Annotated in this window: 20 protein-coding genes and 1 pseudogene; 7 read left to right on the top strand and 14 right to left on the bottom strand. The window is 40.1% G+C overall.

What is annotated here, in order from left to right; genetic code table 11:
* Window positions 1–15 precede the first annotated feature (15 nt).
* Together F994_RS02240 and F994_RS02235 are read left to right on the top strand one after the other, a co-directional pair.
* Entirely contained in the window at window positions 16–804 is a 789-nt protein-coding gene (locus F994_RS02240) for an A1S_2505 family phage non-structural protein (protein ID WP_004648409.1), read from the top strand.
* 192 nt (window positions 805–996) lie between these two features.
* Complete coding sequence (locus F994_RS02235) at window positions 997–2,445, top strand: sensor domain-containing diguanylate cyclase (RefSeq protein WP_004648408.1); 1,449 nt, start codon at window positions 997–999, stop codon at window positions 2,443–2,445.
* A gap of 67 nt (window positions 2,446–2,512) precedes the next feature.
* Here the strand turns inward: F994_RS02235 and F994_RS02230 are convergent, their stop codons facing one another.
* The gene (locus F994_RS02230) at window positions 2,513–2,692 is read right to left on the bottom strand and encodes a hypothetical protein (RefSeq protein WP_004648407.1); all 180 of its coding nucleotides are present in this window, start codon (window positions 2,690–2,692) and stop codon (window positions 2,513–2,515) included.
* A 459-nt stretch (window positions 2,693–3,151) separates the two neighbouring features.
* Here F994_RS02230 and F994_RS02225 point away from each other — a divergent pair, with 459 nt between their 5' ends.
* Together F994_RS02225 and F994_RS17930 are read left to right on the top strand one after the other, a co-directional pair.
* Window positions 3,152–4,366 carry an MFS transporter gene (locus F994_RS02225; protein WP_004648405.1) on the top strand — a complete coding sequence of 405 codons (1,215 nt, stop codon included), beginning with the start codon at window positions 3,152–3,154 and terminating at the stop codon, window positions 4,364–4,366.
* Window positions 4,359–4,493: a hypothetical protein gene (locus tag F994_RS17930; protein ID WP_004648404.1), complete on the top strand. Its 135-nt coding sequence runs from the start codon at window positions 4,359–4,361 to the stop codon at window positions 4,491–4,493. Before F994_RS02225 ends, F994_RS17930 begins: the two co-directional genes overlap by 8 nt.
* Window positions 4,494–4,562: 69 nt before the next feature.
* Here the strand turns inward: F994_RS17930 and F994_RS17060 are convergent.
* Window positions 4,563–5,314, bottom strand: a protein-coding gene (locus F994_RS17060; RefSeq protein WP_407636529.1) for an IS5 family transposase whose coding sequence is annotated in 2 segments (ribosomal slippage) — window positions 4,563–5,080 and window positions 5,080–5,314 — 753 coding nt in all. Because the reading frame shifts where the segments join, the coding sequence is not laid out codon by codon here.
* A gap of 205 nt (window positions 5,315–5,519) precedes the next feature.
* On the opposite strand from F994_RS17060, the pseudogene F994_RS02210 reads away from it, so the two are divergent.
* Window positions 5,520–6,136: pseudogene (locus F994_RS02210) on the top strand (TauD/TfdA dioxygenase family protein).
* A 266-nt stretch (window positions 6,137–6,402) separates the two neighbouring features.
* Here F994_RS02210 and F994_RS02205 read toward each other — a convergent pair.
* Complete coding sequence (locus F994_RS02205) at window positions 6,403–7,416, bottom strand: 2-keto-3-deoxygluconate permease (RefSeq protein ID WP_004648400.1); 1,014 nt, start codon at window positions 7,414–7,416, stop codon at window positions 6,403–6,405.
* Window positions 7,417–7,587: 171 nt separating this feature from the next.
* Window positions 7,588–9,108: a UxaA family hydrolase gene (locus tag F994_RS02200; protein WP_004648398.1), complete on the bottom strand. Its 1,521-nt coding sequence runs from the start codon at window positions 9,106–9,108 to the stop codon at window positions 7,588–7,590.
* Window positions 9,109–9,269: 161 nt separating this feature from the next.
* Here F994_RS02200 and F994_RS02195 point away from each other — a divergent pair, with 161 nt between their 5' ends.
* On the top strand, window positions 9,270–10,139 hold the full coding sequence (locus F994_RS02195; protein WP_004648397.1) for a LysR substrate-binding domain-containing protein: 870 nt from the start codon (window positions 9,270–9,272) through the stop codon (window positions 10,137–10,139).
* Between the two features lie 74 nt (window positions 10,140–10,213).
* Here the strand turns inward: F994_RS02195 and sthA are convergent, their stop codons facing one another.
* Entirely contained in the window at window positions 10,214–11,629 is a 1,416-nt protein-coding gene (gene sthA, locus F994_RS02190; protein ID WP_004648396.1) for a Si-specific NAD(P)(+) transhydrogenase, read from the bottom strand.
* 207 nt (window positions 11,630–11,836) lie between these two features.
* On the opposite strand from sthA, the gene lipA reads away from it, so the two are divergent.
* Window positions 11,837–12,850, top strand: coding sequence for a lipoyl synthase (gene lipA, locus F994_RS02185; protein WP_004648395.1), 1,014 nt, complete (start codon window positions 11,837–11,839; stop codon window positions 12,848–12,850).
* A 140-nt stretch (window positions 12,851–12,990) separates the two neighbouring features.
* Here lipA and miaE read toward each other — a convergent pair whose 3' ends face one another.
* The 9 genes from miaE to lepA are packed head-to-tail and all read right to left on the bottom strand — an operon-like array spanning window position 12,991 to window position 20,127.
* Complete coding sequence (miaE, locus tag F994_RS02180; RefSeq protein WP_004648394.1) at window positions 12,991–13,644, bottom strand: MiaE family protein; 654 nt, start codon at window positions 13,642–13,644, stop codon at window positions 12,991–12,993.
* A 12-nt stretch (window positions 13,645–13,656) separates the two neighbouring features.
* The gene (gene pdxJ / locus F994_RS02175; RefSeq protein ID WP_004648393.1) at window positions 13,657–14,382 is read right to left on the bottom strand and encodes a pyridoxine 5'-phosphate synthase; all 726 of its coding nucleotides are present in this window, start codon (window positions 14,380–14,382) and stop codon (window positions 13,657–13,659) included.
* A 31-nt stretch (window positions 14,383–14,413) separates the two neighbouring features.
* Window positions 14,414–15,124 (bottom strand): DNA repair protein RecO, encoded by a 711-nt coding sequence (recO, locus tag F994_RS02170; protein WP_004648392.1) that lies wholly within the window; start codon window positions 15,122–15,124, stop codon window positions 14,414–14,416.
* A 12-nt stretch (window positions 15,125–15,136) separates the two neighbouring features.
* Window positions 15,137–15,334, bottom strand: coding sequence for an NF038104 family lipoprotein (locus F994_RS02165; protein ID WP_004648390.1), 198 nt, complete (start codon window positions 15,332–15,334; stop codon window positions 15,137–15,139).
* A gap of 32 nt (window positions 15,335–15,366) precedes the next feature.
* Entirely contained in the window at window positions 15,367–16,395 is a 1,029-nt protein-coding gene (gene era / locus F994_RS02160) for a GTPase Era (RefSeq protein WP_004648389.1), read from the bottom strand.
* Window positions 16,396–16,400: 5 nt separating this feature from the next.
* Complete coding sequence (gene rnc, locus F994_RS02155; protein ID WP_004648388.1) at window positions 16,401–17,093, bottom strand: ribonuclease III; 693 nt, start codon at window positions 17,091–17,093, stop codon at window positions 16,401–16,403.
* Window positions 17,065–17,439: a DUF4845 domain-containing protein gene (locus tag F994_RS02150; protein WP_004648387.1), complete on the bottom strand. Its 375-nt coding sequence runs from the start codon at window positions 17,437–17,439 to the stop codon at window positions 17,065–17,067. The genes rnc and F994_RS02150 overlap by 29 nt, the downstream gene beginning before the upstream one ends.
* 21 nt (window positions 17,440–17,460) lie before the next feature.
* Window positions 17,461–18,288: a signal peptidase I gene (gene lepB, locus F994_RS02145; protein ID WP_004648386.1), complete on the bottom strand. Its 828-nt coding sequence runs from the start codon at window positions 18,286–18,288 to the stop codon at window positions 17,461–17,463.
* A 21-nt stretch (window positions 18,289–18,309) separates the two neighbouring features.
* On the bottom strand, window positions 18,310–20,127 hold the full coding sequence (lepA, locus tag F994_RS02140; protein ID WP_004648385.1) for a translation elongation factor 4: 1,818 nt from the start codon (window positions 20,125–20,127) through the stop codon (window positions 18,310–18,312).
* Window positions 20,128–20,236 lie beyond the last annotated feature (109 nt).

The following is a 20,236-nucleotide window of genomic DNA, read 5'->3' as shown; positions in this document are numbered from 1 at the left end:
CGATTGCACTCGCCTATGTCATATCTCTATCACGATGAAAATATTATAAAAAGCTTACCTGAAGACACTGTATTTGTGTTTGGCAGCAACATGGCAGGAAACCATGCAGACGGCGCAGCACATACGGCTCTAGCGCATTTTGGTGCAATGCACGGTGTGGGTCGAGGTTGGTCAGGTCAAAGCTATGCTATTCCGACCATGAATGAACATTTACAACAAATGCCACTGTCACAAATTCAGCACTATGTTGATGACTTTAAGATTTACACCAAAAACCACCCTAAAATGACCTATTTCATTACCTCAATTGGTTGTGGCATTGCGGGTTATAAAACTGAAGAAATTGCGCCAATGTTTAAAGGCATTTCACATAATGTTATTTTCCCAAGCTCCTTCCGTCCGTTTGTAGAAAGAGCCCTACCAAAACTAACACGCCATTTTTTAAGAACGGTATTTACAGATGCTGTGATTTTTTCAACGGCTGATGAAGACATCATCAATCAACTGGATTTATCAGAAAGCGAAAAAAGTGCGGCAAGAATTATTTTACATACGCAAATGTACCCAACCGACAGTAATGGACGTGATCGCAATTTTGAAATTTCAGATATTTTGCACACCTTAAATGGTCAAATTTTCGAGTGGCAAAATAAATCTGAAGGTGCAATGCTGTTTGGTGGGGTCATTTTAGCGTTATTGGAACTTTACAATATCAACGAAAAAGATTTTATTGATGTTTGGCAAGGTGAACGAGAAATCCCTGCACCCAAAGCTGAAAATAAAGCGCGAAAGCAAAGTCGCTAAATAGCCGCTGCATCACATCAAGCGATATGAGCCAATGTATAATACATTGGCTTTTTTTATTGATATTTAAGATTCAATGATAAACATCTCATGGGTCAAAATTACATTTTAATTATCACATTCTTTTAAAAAAATATTTTTTTCGTTTTATACTCAACGCCTAAATTCACATAAAAATGATGAGCTCCTTAAATGGAAATATTGGATTCGCCTTTTTTTGAACTATCGCCAATTGCAATGTGGCTTGAAGACTATAGCGACATAAAAAAACAATTTGATATTTGGCGTGAACAGGGTGTCCAAGATCTTTTCAGTTTTTTACAAGAAGATGAATCTCGTATTCTTGACTGTGCAAGAAAAATTAAATTATTAAAAGTAAATTCCAAAACACTCGAACTCTATCAAGCCAAAGACTTTGAACATTTATGCCAAAATCTTCATTTGGTGTTTAAAGGCGACATGACCAAAAGCCATATCAAAGAACTGGTGGCTTTGTGGAATGGTGAAACGCATTTTTCCAATTCTGCGGTGAACTACACCCTAACCGGCGACCGTCTTGATATTCAGCTCAAAGGAATCGTGCTGCCACAGCATGAACATGATTTATCGCTATTATTGATTACCACCGAAGACATCACGCCTTACACTGAAGCCTGCCGTCTTGAAGAAAAAAGCCGCCATCTGGCAGAAGCACGCTTTATGTATTCACCGACTTCACTCTGGGTAGAAGATTTTAGTCGCATCAAAACAAAATTAGATAACGTCCGTGCTTTAGGGATTGAAGACTTTAAAACCTTTTTGGATGTGCATAGTGATTTTATCAATGAGTGTATTAAAGATATTGTAGTGATTGATGTCAATCAGGCAACACTCGATCTATTTGGCGCTCCGAATAAAGATACTTTATATAAAAATATGCACAAAGTTTTTGCTCAAGAAATGGTTAAAACCTTTCGAGAACAATTGATTGAACTTTGGAATGGCAATATTCATCATCATCGTGAAGCCATCAATTACGCACTCGATGGCAGTATCCGTCATGTGTTGCTGCAATTTTCCGTATTTCCAGATTATCAAGACGACTGGGGAATGGTTCAGGTTGCACTCACTGATATTACCGCTCGGAAAAAGGCTGAAAACTATCTTGAATATTTAGGTAAGCATGATGTGCTGACCAAACTCTATAACCGTGCTTTTTATACCACGGAAATAAATCGTTTAGAACGCAATATGCTACGCCCTGTGTCCTGCATTTTTATGGATATGAATGGACTGAAGGAACTCAATGACACTTTAGGACATGATGTGGGTGATAATTTATTACAACGTATGGGCAATATCTTAAACCAATTGGTTCAGCAAACACTTTACTCTGCATGTCGTATTGGTGGAGATGAGTTTGTGGTTCTGTTACCCGGTGCCGATGAAGCTGCGCTACAAAATTGTTTGCAAAGTTTGCAAGAACTGTTATTTGTCGATAATCAATTTTATTCCCATCAACCGCTTAGCCTATCCACGGGCTATGCGACCAACAAAGATGGGGAACGCATGGAAGACATGCTCAAACGTGCTGACATGATCATGTATCAAGAAAAAAGAGATTATTATCTTAATAACAACCGCAGAACAAACACGCCATAAACTTTTTAAACGCAAGAAACACTCAAAGAAAAAGCCATGGTCACACCATGGCTTTTTCTTTGAAAGCTTAACGCTTTCCCATCGAACGACGTGTACCGCGAGGTGGCATCCATGTACGATCAGCATAACGTTTCGGACGTGGACGCACTTCATCTAACACGCCATCAAGATTTTGCTCATTTTCTTGTTTAATAGGAAAAGGCAAATTGACCAATGGTTTTTTCTTGGGAGTATTTTGGGTGCTCATGTGATTCACTCAATAATTTATGAGCCATATTGTACGGAAAAATGCCTTCAAGTGCGAGATCGGATTATCAAATTGTTAAACCTAGCCATACTCTCAAATACAACCTTGCTGGACGCTGGGTTTAAGCTGATCTGCTGCCCTTGCGATCACGCCACGATATCAGTCCTTGTAATACGTTAAATAGCTATTAAAAAATGCATTACTTCTTGAAGCTCAAGCATAATCTGACTCAAAATAAACACCCCATCACATATATTATTATTCTCTATAGCATTGAAACAAATAATCTATTTTCTTATATAAACACAACTATATTCATATTTTTCAGCAATTATGCGCTTTTTATCTGACTCAAATTTTCTATAACTTAATTTTATCGTTTGTTTAAATTTTATTTAATCGCTTCCCTATTCATAATCTAATAACATAGCGACATTAGATTTGCATCATGGATGAGTTATGTCAGATACCCGTTTTTCCAAACCTCTCATTTACATGTTAATTGGAAGCGCGCTCATTCTGGCGTTATCACTGGGTGTACGTCATGCCTTTGGTTTATATCTAGTACCAATGAGTCATGAATTTGGTTGGGGGCATAATGTCTTCAGTCTAGCGATTGCCATGCAGAACTTGGTTTGGGGTGCTGTGCAACCCATCACTGGGGCATTTGCTGACAAATATGGCAGTAAAATTGTCGTTGCTGTGGGCGGTGCTCTATATAGTTTAGGCTTATTGCTGATGGCTTTCAGCTCAACAGGCTTAATGTTAAATCTAAGTGTCGGTTTAATTCTAGGGTTAGCACTATCGGCAACCTCATTTCCTGTTTTACTCTCAGCCGTTGGACGTGCAGCCCACCCTGATAAACGTAGCCTTGCCATGGGGATTGCCAGTGCAGCAGGCTCTTTTGGGCAATTTATTATGTTGCCGTCTACCTTACTGCTCTTACAAAACATTGGTTGGTCAGCAGCATTAGTGGTCAGTTCAATTTTAATTGCTTTAATTATCCCATTGGCATGGATGTTAAAAGCACCGATGTATGTCGCTCCGCATAGCTCGGCTCAAATCAATAAAGCCAGTTTAAGCTTTAAACAGATCTTGGTTATTGTCAAAAATCATCAGCCGTTTTGGTTCTTAGCCTTGGGCTTTTTTGTTTGTGGTTTCCAAGTGGTCTTCATTGGCATACATTTACCCGGTTATTTGATCGATCATGGTTTTAATGCAACTACAGGTACTATTTTTCTGGCCTTGGTCGGTTTGTTTAATATTGTCGGGACATATAGTGCGGGTTGGCTCGGTGGAAAATATTCCAAGCCACATCTACTCATGTGGTTATATGGTCTACGTGGCATTGCCATTATTGCTTTTCTACTGTTGCCTTTGAGCGCTTGGACAGTTTACGCTTTTGGTGTCATCATGGGTTTATTGTGGTTGTCTACCGTACCGCTGACCAATGGCATTGTTGCCAATATGTTTGGCGTGAAATACCTCTCTATGCTCAGTGGTCTGGTCTTTTTCACTCATCAAATCGGTTCATTTTTTGGTGGCTGGCTAGGTGGTGTCAATCACGATATGACTGGCAACTATAATGCTATTTGGATGTTTTCAATCGCGTTGAGTTTACTGGGTGTACTGGTACATTTCTTTGTTAATGAAGAGGCCGTGATTCATGACTGATTCTCTATTTGGTTTAAAAAGCATCATTGCGCTAGCAATTATTGGATTACTTAGCCTTGCCATTCTGTTGTGGTTCAAAACGCCGCAACTCTTTGTCTATTTCAATCAAGCTTTTTGCCCACATTAATGCGTCAAAATCAGCAGCTAAAACAGCAAAAAAATGACTTTATTTTGCTATTTATATTAGGGCGTGTCCTCATTTGGCTTTACACCAAATAAACATGCAAGCAATGTAAATCATAGACTGATAATTTCGTGCAAGCTTATCAAATCGGGTTGCAATCGCTCGAAAATGTTTTAACCTCGCAAACGCATTCTCAACTAAATGCCTTAATCGATATAGATATTTATCAAATTCTTTATTTAATCTTTTACTATTTGATCTCATTGGAATAATTGGAATCATATTTTTATTTTTAATCAATATTCTGATGGTCTCAGCATCATATCCCTTATCTGCAATTAAATAATCTGCTTTTTCTACAGTCTCTATCAATTGCTCTGCAACTTGGCTATCGTGGACTTGACCCCCAGTGATTTTAAAATCAATCGGTAATCCATTCGCGTCGGTTGCAAGATGTATTTTTGTTGTTCGCCCACCACGTGATTGTCCAATTGCTCTTTCGAAACCATTCCGAGCTCCACTTGCATGCTGATGCACGCGTATGTAGCTTCCGTCAATGAATACCCATTCTTGATCCAAGACGCCACGTAATCTAAAAAAAATTTATTCCACAACCCCTTACTTGCCCAACGATTAAAACGATTATAAGCAGTTTGCCAAGGACAAAATTCTTGAGGAATATCACGCCATGTCGCACCTGTACGTAGTTTCCATAAGATAGCTTCCATGATATTTCTACTATTCTTTGAACAGTAGCAACCGTGTAATCGCATTGTATCTTGGATTTGCTGCCAAATATTATCTGTTAAAAGAGTACGTGCCATTGAATAATATTGAAATACAACTAATTTGGAATATTATTTTAAGTCTTTAACATCCATTCTTCAAATGAGGACACGCCCTAAAAGTCTTAAAATCATTTATTTAGATATTTTATTTATTATTTCATAAGCTTAGCAATTCTTTTGATTTTATGTTTGCGTCATTTTTGATTAAATTTTTTTCACAGTAAAATAACTTGAGAAAAAAATGACCAGCCTGACCCAACTATCACAAGCCATTCATGATGCTCCTCGCTGGCATCAAGCAGAACAACTTCAAAATCCAGAAGAAATCAGCATTATTCCTCTCCACAATCAAGCATTAGGTGCAGTAGTTTTCGGCTTAGATGCGCGTAAAGCTCAAGCAGGTGAAAAGCTTATGACGCTTTAGACAAGGACACTCAAAAACATATTGATCAATTACAACTGATTACCTACAACCCTTTTGCCCGCTCACAAAACAATAAAGGTACGGGGGGTTATGGCGACACACCATATTACCGTTTTAAAGATCAACCGATTATTGGACATGCTTATCCACATCCCTTAGTGCGCACTCACCCTGAATCTGGGCGTAAAGCACTTTGGCTCAATACACGCTCAGAAGTAGAATTAGTCAATTATGAAGATCAGGCAGGCAATGCTTTAATTCAAAAACTACGTGAACACTTACTCAAACTGGAGTTCCGTTATGAACATCAATGGGAGGAAGGTGATATCGTATTTTGGGATAACCAAGTCACACTTCATTCACGACAACCGTTCCCATCAGATCAGCGTCGGTTACTCAAACGCATTAGTTTGGCTGGTGGACGACCTTTCTAAGCCTTTTCATTACAGAATGGGCATCGTGGAAAAAACAACCTAACCTCAAGATGCCCTGATCTAATTATAAGCAAAGCCAATCTAAGAATCATAAAAAAACCCGCAAGCATTCACTTACGGGTTTTCAACTTAAGACTTAAATCAGACTTATAACAAACACTTCATCGCATTTAATACCCTAACTCGATAAAATTTTATCTATGCTATCAACTGCAATTAACGCTTCAAAGATATCTTCTAGATCACCTTATCAATCCATAAGAAACCTATGTTTCGCTAACTTCAGGGCAGTCCACCTGAAGGACTTTTTTAGCCCTAAAATGATCAACTTTATGAGCAAACTTTTTCGCCCATATGGACGTTAAGATAGGCACCATAATGGCTGAAATGACGACGCAAGTGGCAATTAATATCGTTGCTGCCGGTGCTACCGCTTCAAATTGTGGAGCCACCTGAGCAATCAACATCGGGGTTGCCGCTGCAGAACCTGCGGTACTTGAGGCGGCTATTCCCGCAGTTCCATTCCCTTTGGCCAGAAAAATATCTGCCGGAATAAGGAAAAGAGCTGAAACCAGTACTACAGCCACGCCAAGAATAATGCCCGGTAATCCTGTTTCTAAAATTAAACTGAAATTAATACTGTTCCCTAAGGCAAAACCAAAAAATGGAATCATGACTTTCGCGGCTGGAGCAAAGAAATCCCTCATTTTTTCATCCAGATTTCCTAGGAGAAAGCCGAATAGAAATGGTAATACTACGCCGACCAGTGCAGCAGGATGAAAAGAAGCTACTCCAGCGGAACCTAGAATTAGCATGGTAAACAAAGGCCCAGATTCAATTCCGATTAGTGCACCCGCAGCCGCTTCTTCTTTTGTTCCATACTGAGAAGTCAGTGAAGAATAAAGACCAGCATTGGTCATATCAAATGCAACAACAATGGCAAGAATTGAAAAGCCCGCAAACAGAGGCATACTCAACATTTGATTGGGTTGCATTAAGGAACCCAATATCAGTGCCAACATCCATGCGACCAGTAATTTTGCACCAATCACTGCACCTGCTTTTCTGACTACAGTACCCGTTGCACGGACATTGATAGAAGCGCCTAAACAAAACGTCCAAACACCTAAAATGGGTACTGCTCCGGTAATAATCCCTTTAGTGAATGAGCCGAAATACTCTGCGGTATCTGGAGCAAAGGTATGAATTGTTGCGCCTAATAAAAGTGGGATCAACATCATTCCACCCGGAACTTTATCTATAAATTTTTTTATTTCCATTGCTTAAAACTCCCTCAAATTTCCATTCTGAAGAGTTATGGCTTTCATCTAGAAATAATGATCCGAATATATTTCAAACAATCTGATCTATCTCTATTTGCTTTTCAGCAGATCGATCAATATGACTGTCGTGCAGATCAAAACCATAATTCTTATTGATCATTTCTAGTTTTACATCTGCGCACCAATCATCCATGGTACAAATTCTTCACCGCCAATCCCCAGTGCTTCACTCTTACTTTGCTCACCCGATGCAACGCGGATAAACATTTCAAATATTTCCTGCCCTTTTTCCGCTACGCTGGACGTGCCTTCCATGATATTTCCACAATTAATATCCATATCATCTAGCATGCGGTCATACATGGCCGTATTGGTCGCAATCTTGATCGAAGGTGATGGTTTAGCCCCAAAACATGAACCACGCCCTGTGGTAAAAGCCACCAGATTTGCTCCCCCTGCAATTTGACCCGTCGCACCCATCGGGTCATAACCCGGTGCATCCATAAACACTAGACCGTGGGTATCAATTGTTTCGGCATAACGGTATACGCCTTTTAATGGCGTTGAACCACTTTTGGCTACCGCACCCAAAGATTTTTCCAAAATCGTGGTTAATCCACCTGCCTTATTACCCGGTGTAGGGTTGTTATCGATACTGCCTTTTTCACGGTCGGCATAGGCTTCCCAAGAATGAATCAAATCGACCAGTTTATGTCCAACCTCAGTATTGACTGCCCGACGGGTCAGCAAATGTTCCGCTCCGTAAATCTCGGGTGTTTCAGACAAAATTGCAGTTCCCCCATGAGCGACCAAATGATCTACTGCCACACCCAACGCAGGGTTGGCAGTGATACCTGAATAACCATCAGAACCGCCACACTGTAAAGCTACACACAAATGCGACAACGGCAGTGGCTCACGAGCAATCTGGTTTGCCTCAGGCAAAATTTCTTCTACCAGTGCAATGGCTTTATCAATTGTTTTTTGCGTACCGCCTTCTTCCTGCATCACCAGTGATTGAATCTTGCTGGCATATTCAGCATTTTTAGATTGTAGCAATGGTTTCAATTGGTTGGCTTCACACCCTAACCCGACAATAATAACTGCAGCAAAATTAGGATGCTCCATGTAGCCTGCAATGGTGCGACGTAACTGCTTAAGCCCTTCGCCATGATGGTCAATACAGCAGCCAAAGCTATGAGAAAGTGCTACGACCCCATCTACATTTGGATATTTTTCCATCATTTCAGGACGGTCAAAATATTGAGCAACTTTTTTAACCACCGTGGCTGAACAGTTCACCGTACTGATGACGCCGACATAATTTCGTGTCGCCACACGGCCATCTGCACGTTTTATGCCTAAAAAAGTACGCGACTGAGATGCTGCGATCACTGGAATTACATTTTCGCCAAAAGCATAATCACGGTCAAAATCGGCCATCGCCAGATTATGTACATGCACATGCTCTCCCGCTCTAATGTCTTGAGTCGCAAAGCCAATTATTTGGCCATAACGCAAAATGGCATCGCCCTGAAAAATATTTTCTAAGGCAACTTTATGCGCGGCCGGAATTTCTTCCAATGTGACCGTCTGTTCGGAAACGATAGACTGTGGGGCTAAATGGATTTTTGCAATTGCAATATTATCATTGGGATGTAATTGAAGAATATGAAATAGATTCGTCATTGTGTGCTTCCTTTCTGAATGCTGACTGTTTGACATAAATTCCATGCCTTTCGCTGGCGTGATCAAACATCAAATGCCTGATTGATTTTCATCATAGTCTTTTTATTTTTGACAATCTGTGATATTTACTACACACATTGTTGAATCAGATTGGACAATCTATGTCTGCAAGAATACCTCCTCTGCATCTTATTTATGCTTTTGAAGCTGTAGTCAGGCATTCCTCTTTTTCCAAAGCTGCCGATGAACTCAATGTCACCAGAAGCACCATTTCGCACAGAATTCAAACGCTAGAAAAACTCCTCAATACCATTTTATTTGAACGTACCACACGCAAGCTGAATTTAAGTGCTACAGGTGCTTCCTATTATTTGGCAGTTAAAGAAGCCCTGCTTTCTTTAGACAATCTGAACAAAATTAATTCTCATAATCGATACAAAAAAACCATTACTATTTCTTCACCACCCACCTTTGCAAACATCTATTTGCTGCCACGATTAAAAGATTTTCTGGATCAACATCCGGATATTGAGATTGCGATTGAAATTGCAAAATCACAGCTCGACTATGAAATCAGCAAGGTTGATTTCGATATTCGATATGGCAGCGGTGTATATCTGGGCATGCAAAGCCGCCAGATTAGCAGGGATACCATCTTTCCAGTGGCTTCGCCCTACTATGTCAAAAGCAAAAATATTCGCCAGCCTCGAGATTTGGAAAACTGTGATTTTCTGAGGAGTTATTTGGAACCTTGGTCATCTTGGTTTACTCAAGCCCATCTGGACTGGAAAGAGCCAACTCAAGGCCATCGTTTTGAAGATTTATCACTACTCTACCATGCCGCTCAAAACAGCTGGGGTGTCGCATTAGCAAGAGAATCTTTGGTAAAAAAGCAAATTAATCAAGGGACGCTGGTTCAACTGTTTGACATTACCGCCAAACCCCATTTTCAATATTATGCAATTATCGATCCTAGAAAGAATTTGTCTGACGAAGCAGTGATGTTTATTGAATGGCTATGTCAAACTTGATCTTTTATACAAGCTGACACTAAAAAACCCGCAAGCATTCACTTACGGGTTTCAATTTAAGACCTAAATCAGACTTAGAACAAACGGTTCATACCATTTAAAGTTGCAACACGGTACGCTTCCGCCATGGTTGGATAGTTGAACGTGGTTTCAACAAAATACTTAATCGTGTTGTTACCACTATTCATCACCGCCTGACCAATGTGAATAATCTCTGAAGCATTATTCCCAAAACAATGCACACCTAAAATTTCTAAAGTGTCACGGTGGAATAAAATTTTCAATTCACCGACAGTATCACCGGTAATTTGTGCACGTGCCAAATGACGGAAAGATGCTTGACCGACTTCATAAGGAATCTTTTCTTCAGTCAATTGCTGTTCAGTTTTACCAATAGAAGAAATTTCTGGAATGGTATAAATACCCGTCGGAATATCCGTTACAGGTTTAACCCCTTCTTCACCACTCATATTTGCACCTGCGCAACGACCTTGGTCATATGCAGCAGAAGCAAGGGATGGCCAACCAATCACGTCACCCGCAGCGTAAATATTTTCCACTTCCGTTTGGTACTGATCATTCACCATGATTTGACCACGGCTGTTTGGCGTAATGCCAACATTTTCCAGCCCCAAACCATCGGTATTACCCGAACGGCCGTTACACCATAAAATGGCATCGGCTTTAATTTTTTTACCACTTTGTAAATGCATGACCACGTGATCATCAAATGTTTCAAGGTGATCAATTTGTTCATTGTGACGAATCAACACCCCTTGTTCACGTAAACGGTAAGACAAGGCATCTGAAATTTCATCATCAAGATAACTTAACAGCTTAGGCTGAGTATTGATTAAATCGACTTTATGGTCGAGTCCAATAAAGATTGATGCATATTCACAACCAATAACACCTGCACCATAAATGATGATTTTTTGAATTGGAAAATCCAAGTCCAAAATTTTGTCCGAATCAAATACACGTGGATGATTAAAATCAAGTACAGAAGGACGATATGGGCGTGAACCCGTCGCAATCACCAACTGTTTAAAAATAATGGTTTCTTTAATCCCATCATCACTAAAAATCAGTACGGTATTTTTATCTTGGATGTATGCACGGCCATGATAAATATTAATTTTATTTCGGTCATAAAAACGTGAGTGTGTATCAACCTGTTGTTGAATCACTTTATGTGCATTACGTAATACTTGCTTCATGGTGAACTGTTTCCAGTCGCCCACTTTTTGGAACATCGGATCACGTTGGTAACGGATAATGCTTGATACTGTTTGACGCAATGCTTTACTTGGAATGGTACCCACGTGCGTACAGTTACCACCTAACTGCTCACGCATATCAATAATTGCAACACGCTTGCCTGATTTAGCAAGTTTCATTGCCGCGCCTTCACCAGCAGGGCCTGAACCGAGAACTACCGCATCGTATTTAACGAAAGTTCCGCTAACGACCTCTTTTTTACGTGGCATTCAACGCTCCTTTAATCAATTCTGTCGCCAATCTTCTGTATATTATGACTTAAACACAACTCATTTGGTGTATTTACCTAGCATATATTGCATGATAACCACATTTATTAAATGAATACCGTTTTCACCCTATTTAGACTCAACTTCGCTATAATAAAAGAGCTTTTTTTAGCATCTCCCCCGTCTAAAACAGTGGAAAAGTTGACTATGTCTGAAAACCGTAAACCTGAACAGGGTGTTAAGCTTCGTGGCGCAGAAAAGGTCGCTCGTATACCTGTAAAAGTTATACCTACGGTTGAAACGCCACGTAAACCGGATTGGATTCGCGTCAAAATGGCGGCTCCAGATGAAGTTCAACGCATTAAAACCACTTTACGTGCACAAAAATTACATACCGTTTGTGAAGAAGCGGCTTGTCCGAACTTACCTGAATGTTTCGGTGGTGGTACAGCAACCTTTATGATCATGGGTGATATCTGTACCCGTCGTTGCCCATTCTGTGACGTTGCACATGGTCGCCCAAACAAGCTAGACCCTGATGAACCGCGCCATATGGCCGAAACCATCGCCAATCTTAAATTGAAATATGCAGTTATTACCTCGGTTGACCGCGATGATTTACTCGATGGCGGTGCGCAACATTTTGTCGATTGTATTCAAGAAGCACGTGCCCTCAGTCCAACAACTTTATTAGAAATTTTAGTACCAGATTTCCGTGGTCGTATGGATATTGCGCTGCGTATTATGACTGAATGTCCGCCAGACGTATTCAACCACAATATTGAAACTGTACCACGTTTGTATAAAGCAATGCGTCCAGGTTCAGATTACCAGCATTCGCTTAACTTACTGAAAATGTTTAAAGAATACTGCCCTGATGTTCCGACAAAATGTGGCTTGATGGTTGGCCTAGGTGAAACTGAAGAAGAAGTACTGGCACTGCTTGATGACCTTCGCGCACATGATGTGGACTACATCACCATCGGTCAGTATTTACAACCATCTAAACAGCATGCACCGCTTGACCGTTTTGTAACCCCTGAAGAATTTGAACGCTATACCGCACACGGTCAAAAACTCGGCTTCAAAAATATCTGGGCTGCACCTATGGTGCGTTCAAGTTACTTTGCTGATCGTCAATATTATGGCGAGCCTGTTCCAGCGGTACGTCGTAAAGCCGATCCTGCGAAAAAAATTACCGTACAAACCATCGAAGCTTAATTTACAGCAAATTCAAAACTAAACTGATCTAGCAATGCCAATCTAATCCATTTAGGTTGGCATTTTTATTCTTAAATATTCAAAATACAGGTCATAAAAAATCCCCTATGCAAATAGAGGATTCTTTGAATAACCATAGATTAAGCCGCTTGACTCGGCACACCACTATGAAAGCGGAATAAATCATCTGGACTTAAAATCAGATTTTTTTCAACTTCACGAAAGTGCGCAATACGCTGCTGAATATCTTCTTTAGGATTTTTTAACTTTGACGTTTGAGCAACATCCAACGCCAATGCCAAATAATCCTCAAAGTGACGAGATTCAGACTTAAGAAGATAGCGGTAGTATTTACCTAAGTCTTGATCTACCAGCGGTGCGAGCGCATAGAAACGCTCACATGAACGTGCTTCTACAAAAGCACCAATAATCATAATGTCAATTAAAGCTTCTGGCTCATAAGTACGGACTTCTTTACGCAACCCACCCGCATAACGACCTGCACTAATCGATTGCCATTCCTGCCCACGCTTAGTCATCAATTCAAGCACTTGTTCATAGTGCAACATTTCTTCACGTACGAGCTGTGCCAGTTTAACCTGTAAATCTGTGAAAAATGTATAGCGAAACATCAGGTTCATGGCAGTACCTGCTGCTTTCTTTTCACAATTGGCATGATCTTGCATGAGTAACTCTAAGTTATTCAGTGCTTCATCGAGCCATGCTTGAGGTGTTTCACATCCTAAAAAGCCCAAAACGGGCTTCATGAGATCATCATAATTTATTAACGACATAATTCTAAAAACTTATCTTGCTGCTTTAATAACAGCTTTCATTTGTTGAACGGCTTGAGCCAAACCCACAAATACAGCATCGGCAATAATAGAATGCCCAATATTGAGTTCATGAATTTGCGCAATTTGTGCAATTGGCGTGACATTTTCAAGGTTTAAACCATGGCCTGCATTCACCACCAAACCTTTGGCTGCTGCATATTCTGCCCCTTGAACGATACGCTCAAGTTCATGTTGCTGTGCTTCGGCTGTTGTGGCATCGGCATAAGCACCAGTATGCAATTCAATGGTTGGTGCGCCGCAGGCAATCGCTGCATCAATTTGTGCAATATCAGCATCAATAAACAAAGAGACATCACAACCAATTGCCGTTAAGGCTTGTGTCGCTGCTTTGACTTCTTCAAAGTGCCCCAAGACATCTAAACCACCTTCGGTGGTGACTTCTTGGCGTTTTTCGGGAACCAAGCAAACATGCTGCGGCTTAATTTCTTTAGCAAATTCCACCATTTCAGCGGTCACTGCCATTTCCAAATTCATATGTGTTTTCAATAATGGACGCATACGACGGACATCATCATCTTGAATATGACGACGATCTTCACGTAAATGTAAGGTAATCCCTTCTGCGCCTGCTTGTTCACACATCAACGCAGCATTCACTGGGTCTGGATAAGTGGTTCCACGCGCTTGTCGCAATGTCGCCACATGGTCAATATTTACACCAAGCAATGCAGCCATAACAGTTACCTAACGATGATTAAAATTGAGATTAAGATTGGGATTGAGTATTTTGAATCCACAATTGCCGGCTTTTAAGCGGTCGATCGCCCAAAAGAGAGCTGATCATCTGCCGATACAGTTGAGCCAACAATTGTAACTGCTCTCGGTTAAAATCCCTACCCTTTTCATAATCACGCATTGAGAGAATTTGTTCTCCTGTTAAGGTTGCACGTGATTGCTGCGCTGTCGGAATAAAACCATCATTGAGCTGAAATAAATAATGTTGTGCTGCTTGAATATCATGTTGCTGAGCATCAATCGTAAAGTCGAGTGCATAACCCAGCTCTTCTAAAAGCGCATGTTCAAATTGACGTAAAATTTGTCTAAGAAAAAGATTGGGATTTTCCTGCTGTGCCAACAATTGTAATTGTTGTAAAGTTTGATGATAAAGCACAAAGGTCTGTGGCATTTCCACTTCGGCTGGACATAAACGAAGAATCACTTCATTCAAATAAAATCCAGAAAAGAACGCATCACCAAAGAAAAAAACCGGCTGATTGACAATTTCAAGTTTGCTAAAATTTTTAAGTTCTGATTTACCCGATGCCTGCAAACAAATTGGTTGATATTGTGGCGGTGGAGTTTGCCTTAAAATACCATCGATACGCCCGTGCTCTTGCGTAAACAAATGCACAATATGGCTTCGTTCCCGATATTTACGGTGATGGATTAAGTAGCCATGCAATATTTCATTGCGCATGAATAATAAAATCTAATCTTTTTTGTTTTTAGAATCTGTATCGGTATCTTCGTCATCACCATCTGGAATGACTGCACCGACGACAGCAGCAGTGCCTTTCACTACGCCCTTCGTGGTTTTATAAGCAATTTTTACAGGAACAGTAACAAGTTTATGAATACAGCCTTGCAGGAATAAAACACATGCTATCACTGCCAATACTTTCATCATTACTCTTCCTATAAAAAATTACCGAATAAAATTTAGATGTCGCTATAACCTAAACTTTTCAATGCACGTTCGTCATCAGACCAACCGCCTTTCACTTTCACCCAAAGTGTTAGCATGATCTTTTGTTCAAACATTTTTTCCATATCAGCACGTGCATCCATACCAATTTTTTTCAGCTTCGCGCCTTTCTCACCAATCACAATGGCCTTTTGACCTTGGCGATCGACAAAAATAGTCGCATCGATATAAGTACATGCTGCTTTTGGACGACCTGTTTTTTCATTAATCGTGGCTTCTTCAGTCTTGAATGACTCAATTTGCACGGTTAAATCATATGGCAATTCCTCACCCAATTGACGCATGATTTTTTCACGAATCACTTCAGAAGCAAGGAAACGCTCTGAACGGTCAGTAATTTGATCTAGCGCATATAAAGGTGGCTGGAATGGCAAGTAACGTTCAATCGTGTCACGCAAATGATCTAAATTCGCGCCACGAAGTGCAGAAACAGGAACAATTTCGGCAAAATTCATTAATTTTGCGCGCTCTTGAATCAATGGTAATGCATGGTTTTTATTTTCAAGTGTATCAATTTTATTGATGACCAGAATCACTGGCATTTCAGCATTCTTCAGTTTTTCCAAAACGAGCTCATCATTTTGAGTCCATTTATCAGCATCAAGAACAAACAATACCAAGTTGACATCACGCAATGCCGAACTTGCTGCACGGTTCATCATTTTATTGATGGCACGGACTTCTTTTTTATGCATCCCTGGTGTATCAACAAATACAGCCTGAGATTTTTCACGTGTATCAATCCCCACAATTTTATGACGTGTGGTTTGTGGTTTACGTGAAGTAATCGAAAGTTTCTGACCCAAAATATGATTCATTAACGTTGATTTACCAACGTTTGGTCGTCCAACAATCGCAACAAACCCACTTTTAAAATCTGTAGGAATTGTTGTGCCTTGTGAACTAAAGAAATCATTAATTAGGTCATTGCCGTTGCTTTGCGGCTCGTGATCAGCATCGTTGTGATCAGAATGTGTAGTCATTTAAGCTACTGCTCCAATTGTTTTAAAATATCTGCCGCTACTGCTTGTTCAGCAAAGCGACGACTGGATCCTTCACCATACAATACAGGTAAGCCATCAATAATACATTCCACTTTGAAATGCTGATTGGGAGCATCACCTTGAATATCCACCACATCGTAAACTGGAAGTGGCTTTTTACGTGCTTGTAAATATTCTTGTAAGCGTGATTTAGGATCTTTGAGTTGGTCTGTAGGCTCAATATGGTCTAAATATGGCACATACCATTTTAGTACAATCGCTTGTAGGACTTTTAAATCATTACAATCGACATAAATTGCACCAATAATCGCTTCTACAGTATCAGCAAGAATAGATTCTCGATGATGTCCACCCGATTTCAACTCACCTGTGCTTAAAATCAAACATGGGCCAAGTTTCAAATCGTTTGCAATTTTACCTAATGCTTCTTGGCGAACCAATGTGGCACGCATACGCGTTAAACGTCCTTCATTTTCATGAGGGTAGGCTTGATACAAATAATGGGCAATGATCATGCCTAACAAGGAATCGCCCAAAAATTCTAGACGTTCATAGTTAGATTTATGACTAACCGATCGATGTGTCAGTGCAAGCTGCAATAATTCAGGTTGTTTGAACTGATAACCGATACGGCTGACTAAGTGCATATCACTTAGTTTGGACTGACCTTTGATCAAAACTTTTCTCGAACTTTAACACTAAATCTATATTGAGTAAGAAAGGCTTTCTTATCTCATAATCTTTTTTCACTTGCAGCCCATCGGTATTCATGACTTGCGCAATATCTTTAAACTTGATATCGCGTATCCCATTCATATCGAAACGCTGTTCTATCTTGGATTCAAATTCAGAAGGTGAAATATTTTTTGGACTATTTTGCAGCAACTCTGCAATCTGACCATCTATCACTCGATCATCCCAATAGGGTGCCCAAACGGCAATCACAATTTTTGCTAAAAAAGCAAAACCAATAATTGCAACTAAAATCCCAATATATGATGCACCTTGTTGATTTTTACGCATTTGTTATTTTTCCAATCATGCTCAATCAATTTTACCGTTACGACCAAATGACGGTAATTTAAACCCAGGCTCTTTATGCATCCAAATATAGAATGCACGACCTGTTAAGTTTTCCTCTGGTACAAAGCCCCAAAAACGACTGTCAGCACTTTGATCGCGATTATCCCCCATCGCAAAGTAATGACCTTTTGGAACTTTGACTTCCCAATATAAACCATTTTCAGCCGAGTATTTACCATTTTCAACATAATTGATAAATGGTGCTTGGCGTGCAACATTCACCCCTTCAAGCTCACGCATTGTAAAGGTATGCTTACCCAATGTTTCTTTATGATAAATCGATGTTGGTGTATCTAAAATATCTTTTTCGCGGCTAAACTCAACAGGAACTTTAGCAACTTTCTGACCATTAATGGTCAATTGACCGTGATCATAAACAATATGATCACCTGGTAAACCCACTACACGCTTAATATAACTAATGGTCGGTTGCGGTGGATAACGAAAGACGATGACATCTCCACGCTCTGGCTCACTGACATCCATCACTTTTTTATTCACGATCGGTAAACGTACACCATATTGGTATTTATTTACCAAAATAAAATCCCCTGTTTCTAAGGTCGGTACCATAGAATCGGATGGGATGTTAAACGGTTCATATAAAAATGAACGTAAGATCAGGACGACAGCCAACACCGGCCAAAAGTCATACGCCCATGTGATAATGAAGTTTTCATTACCCTTGCCTAGAGTTTGTCTTTGCTTAAAAACAAACTTATCCAACAACCACACCAAAAAGAAAATTAATGTCGCTGGTACAAGGATTAAATTAAAATCAAAATCCATGGGTTTATATCCTCAACCTTATTATCTTTCGACTTTCAATACAGCCAAGAACGCTTCTTGTGGGATTTCAACACTACCCACTTGCTTCATGCGTTTCTTACCTTCTTTTTGCTTAGACAACAGTTTCTTCTTACGTGAAACGTCACCACCATAACACTTCGCCAATACGTTTTTACGCATTGCTTTCACTGTAGAACGCGCAATAATTTGTGCGCCAATCGCAGCCTGAATAGCGACATCAAACATTTGACGTGGAATCAACTCTTTCATTTTTTCCACCAGTGCAATACCACGGTGACGCGCATCATTACGATGACAAATCATGGCCAAAGCATCTACTTTTTCACCATTGATCAGAATATCAACTTTGACCAATGACGAACTTTCAAAACGTACAAAGCTATAATCTAAAGATGCAAAACCACGCGAACATGATTTCAGACGGTCAAAAAAGTCCATCACAACTTCAGCCATAGGAACTTCAAAGGTCAAAGACACTTGATTGCCCAAGAATTTCATCTCTTTTTGGATACCACGACGCTCAATACATAACGTCATGACATTTCCTAAGTACTCTTGTGGTACTAAAATATGACATTCTGCAATCGGTTCACGTAAATCTTCAACCATCGAGCCATCTGGCATTTTTGATGGGCTGTCGATATAAACAGTTTCACCATTTTTCATTAATGATTCGTAAATTACAGTCGGCGCAGAGGTAATGAGATCTAAATCATATTCTCGTTCTAAACGCTCTTGTACGATTTCCATATGCAGCATGCCTAAGAAGCCACAACGGAAACCAAAACCTAAAGCATCAGAGCTTTCTGGTTCAAAGAATAAAGCAGAGTCATTAATTTGTAGTTTATGTAATGCTTCACGGAATGGTTCAAAATCACTGGCATCAATCGGGAAAAGACCTGCATAAACCTGCGGTTTAACTTTTTTAAACCCAGGTAAAATCGCAACGTCTGGCGTGGTTGCCAACGTTAAAGTATCACCTACAGGTGCACCAAAAATGTCTTTAATCCCAGCAATCACAAAGCCAACTTCACCCGCTTCCAACATCCCTGTTTCAGTATGTTTCGGGTTAAAGATCCCCACAGAAGTCACAATATGGGTTTGACCTGTCGATTTCACCAGCATCTTGTCGCCCTTACGGATACGACCTTCTTTGACGCGAACCAAAGACACAACCCCTAAGTAGTTGTCGAACCAAGAGTCTACAATTAAGGCTTGTAATGCTGCTTCACGATCACCCACAGGTGGTGGAATCACATTAACCAATGTTTCTAAAACGCCTTCAACCCCTAAACCTGTTTTTGCCGAACAGGTTGGTGCATCTGTTGCTTCAATGCCGATAATTTCTTCAATTTCGTGAATAACACGCTCAGGTTCAGCTTGAGGTAAGTCAATTTTGTTCAAGACAGGAAGAACTTCCAGCCCTTGTTCAATTGCGGTATAGCAGTTAGCAACCGATTGCGCTTCTACACCCTGTGCAGCATCTACAACAAGTAATGCACCTTCACACGCAGCCAATGAACGTGACACTTCATAAGAGAAGTCAACGTGTCCTGGAGTATCAATAAAGTTAAGTTGATACTCTTCACCATTTGGATGGGTATAATAAAGCGTCACTGAAGCGGCTTTAATGGTAATACCACGCTCACGTTCAATATCCATAGAATCAAGAACTTGAGCTTGCATTTCACGAGCTTGCAGACCACCACAGGTTTGAATAAATCGATCGGCAAGCGTCGACTTACCATGATCGATATGCGCAATAATCGAAAAATTTCGTATATTATTGATATTAACTGACTTTTTAGCAACTGACATAAACTACTCTAAATCAAAACACACAATCACATACTTATAAATGAACACAGTATTTATGACGTGCAAAAAAGGATATTCCGAAGATGGTGCACAGTATAAGCAGTAGATA

Origin of the sequence: Acinetobacter bohemicus ANC 3994 (assembly GCF_000367925.1) — a bacterium.
Lineage (GTDB): Bacteria > Pseudomonadota > Gammaproteobacteria > Pseudomonadales > Moraxellaceae > Acinetobacter > Acinetobacter bohemicus.
This window is presented reverse-complemented; position numbering and strand designations above follow the sequence as displayed.

Coding starts and splice junctions, on each gene's coding strand:
- F994_RS02240 (WP_004648409.1), top strand. CDS start 16: ATGTCATATCTCTATCACGATGAAAATATTATAAAAAGCTTACCTGAA.
- F994_RS02235 (WP_004648408.1), top strand. CDS start 997: ATGGAAATATTGGATTCGCCTTTTTTTGAACTATCGCCAATTGCAATG.
- F994_RS02230 (WP_004648407.1), bottom strand. CDS start 2,692: ATGAGCACCCAAAATACTCCCAAGAAAAAACCATTGGTCAATTTGCCT.
- F994_RS02225 (WP_004648405.1), top strand. CDS start 3,152: ATGTCAGATACCCGTTTTTCCAAACCTCTCATTTACATGTTAATTGGA.
- F994_RS17930 (WP_004648404.1), top strand. CDS start 4,359: ATGACTGATTCTCTATTTGGTTTAAAAAGCATCATTGCGCTAGCAATT.
- F994_RS02205 (WP_004648400.1), bottom strand. CDS start 7,416: ATGGAAATAAAAAAATTTATAGATAAAGTTCCGGGTGGAATGATGTTG.
- F994_RS02200 (WP_004648398.1), bottom strand. CDS start 9,108: ATGACGAATCTATTTCATATTCTTCAATTACATCCCAATGATAATATT.
- F994_RS02195 (WP_004648397.1), top strand. CDS start 9,270: ATGTCTGCAAGAATACCTCCTCTGCATCTTATTTATGCTTTTGAAGCT.
- sthA (WP_004648396.1), bottom strand. CDS start 11,629: ATGCCACGTAAAAAAGAGGTCGTTAGCGGAACTTTCGTTAAATACGAT.
- lipA (WP_004648395.1), top strand. CDS start 11,837: ATGTCTGAAAACCGTAAACCTGAACAGGGTGTTAAGCTTCGTGGCGCA.
- miaE (WP_004648394.1), bottom strand. CDS start 13,644: ATGTCGTTAATAAATTATGATGATCTCATGAAGCCCGTTTTGGGCTTT.
- pdxJ (WP_004648393.1), bottom strand. CDS start 14,382: ATGGCTGCATTGCTTGGTGTAAATATTGACCATGTGGCGACATTGCGA.
- recO (WP_004648392.1), bottom strand. CDS start 15,124: ATGCGCAATGAAATATTGCATGGCTACTTAATCCATCACCGTAAATAT.
- F994_RS02165 (WP_004648390.1), bottom strand. CDS start 15,334: ATGATGAAAGTATTGGCAGTGATAGCATGTGTTTTATTCCTGCAAGGC.
- era (WP_004648389.1), bottom strand. CDS start 16,395: ATGACTACACATTCTGATCACAACGATGCTGATCACGAGCCGCAAAGC.
- F994_RS02150 (WP_004648387.1), bottom strand. CDS start 17,439: ATGCGTAAAAATCAACAAGGTGCATCATATATTGGGATTTTAGTTGCA.
- lepB (WP_004648386.1), bottom strand. CDS start 18,288: ATGGATTTTGATTTTAATTTAATCCTTGTACCAGCGACATTAATTTTC.
- lepA (WP_004648385.1), bottom strand. CDS start 20,127: ATGTCAGTTGCTAAAAAGTCAGTTAATATCAATAATATACGAAATTTT.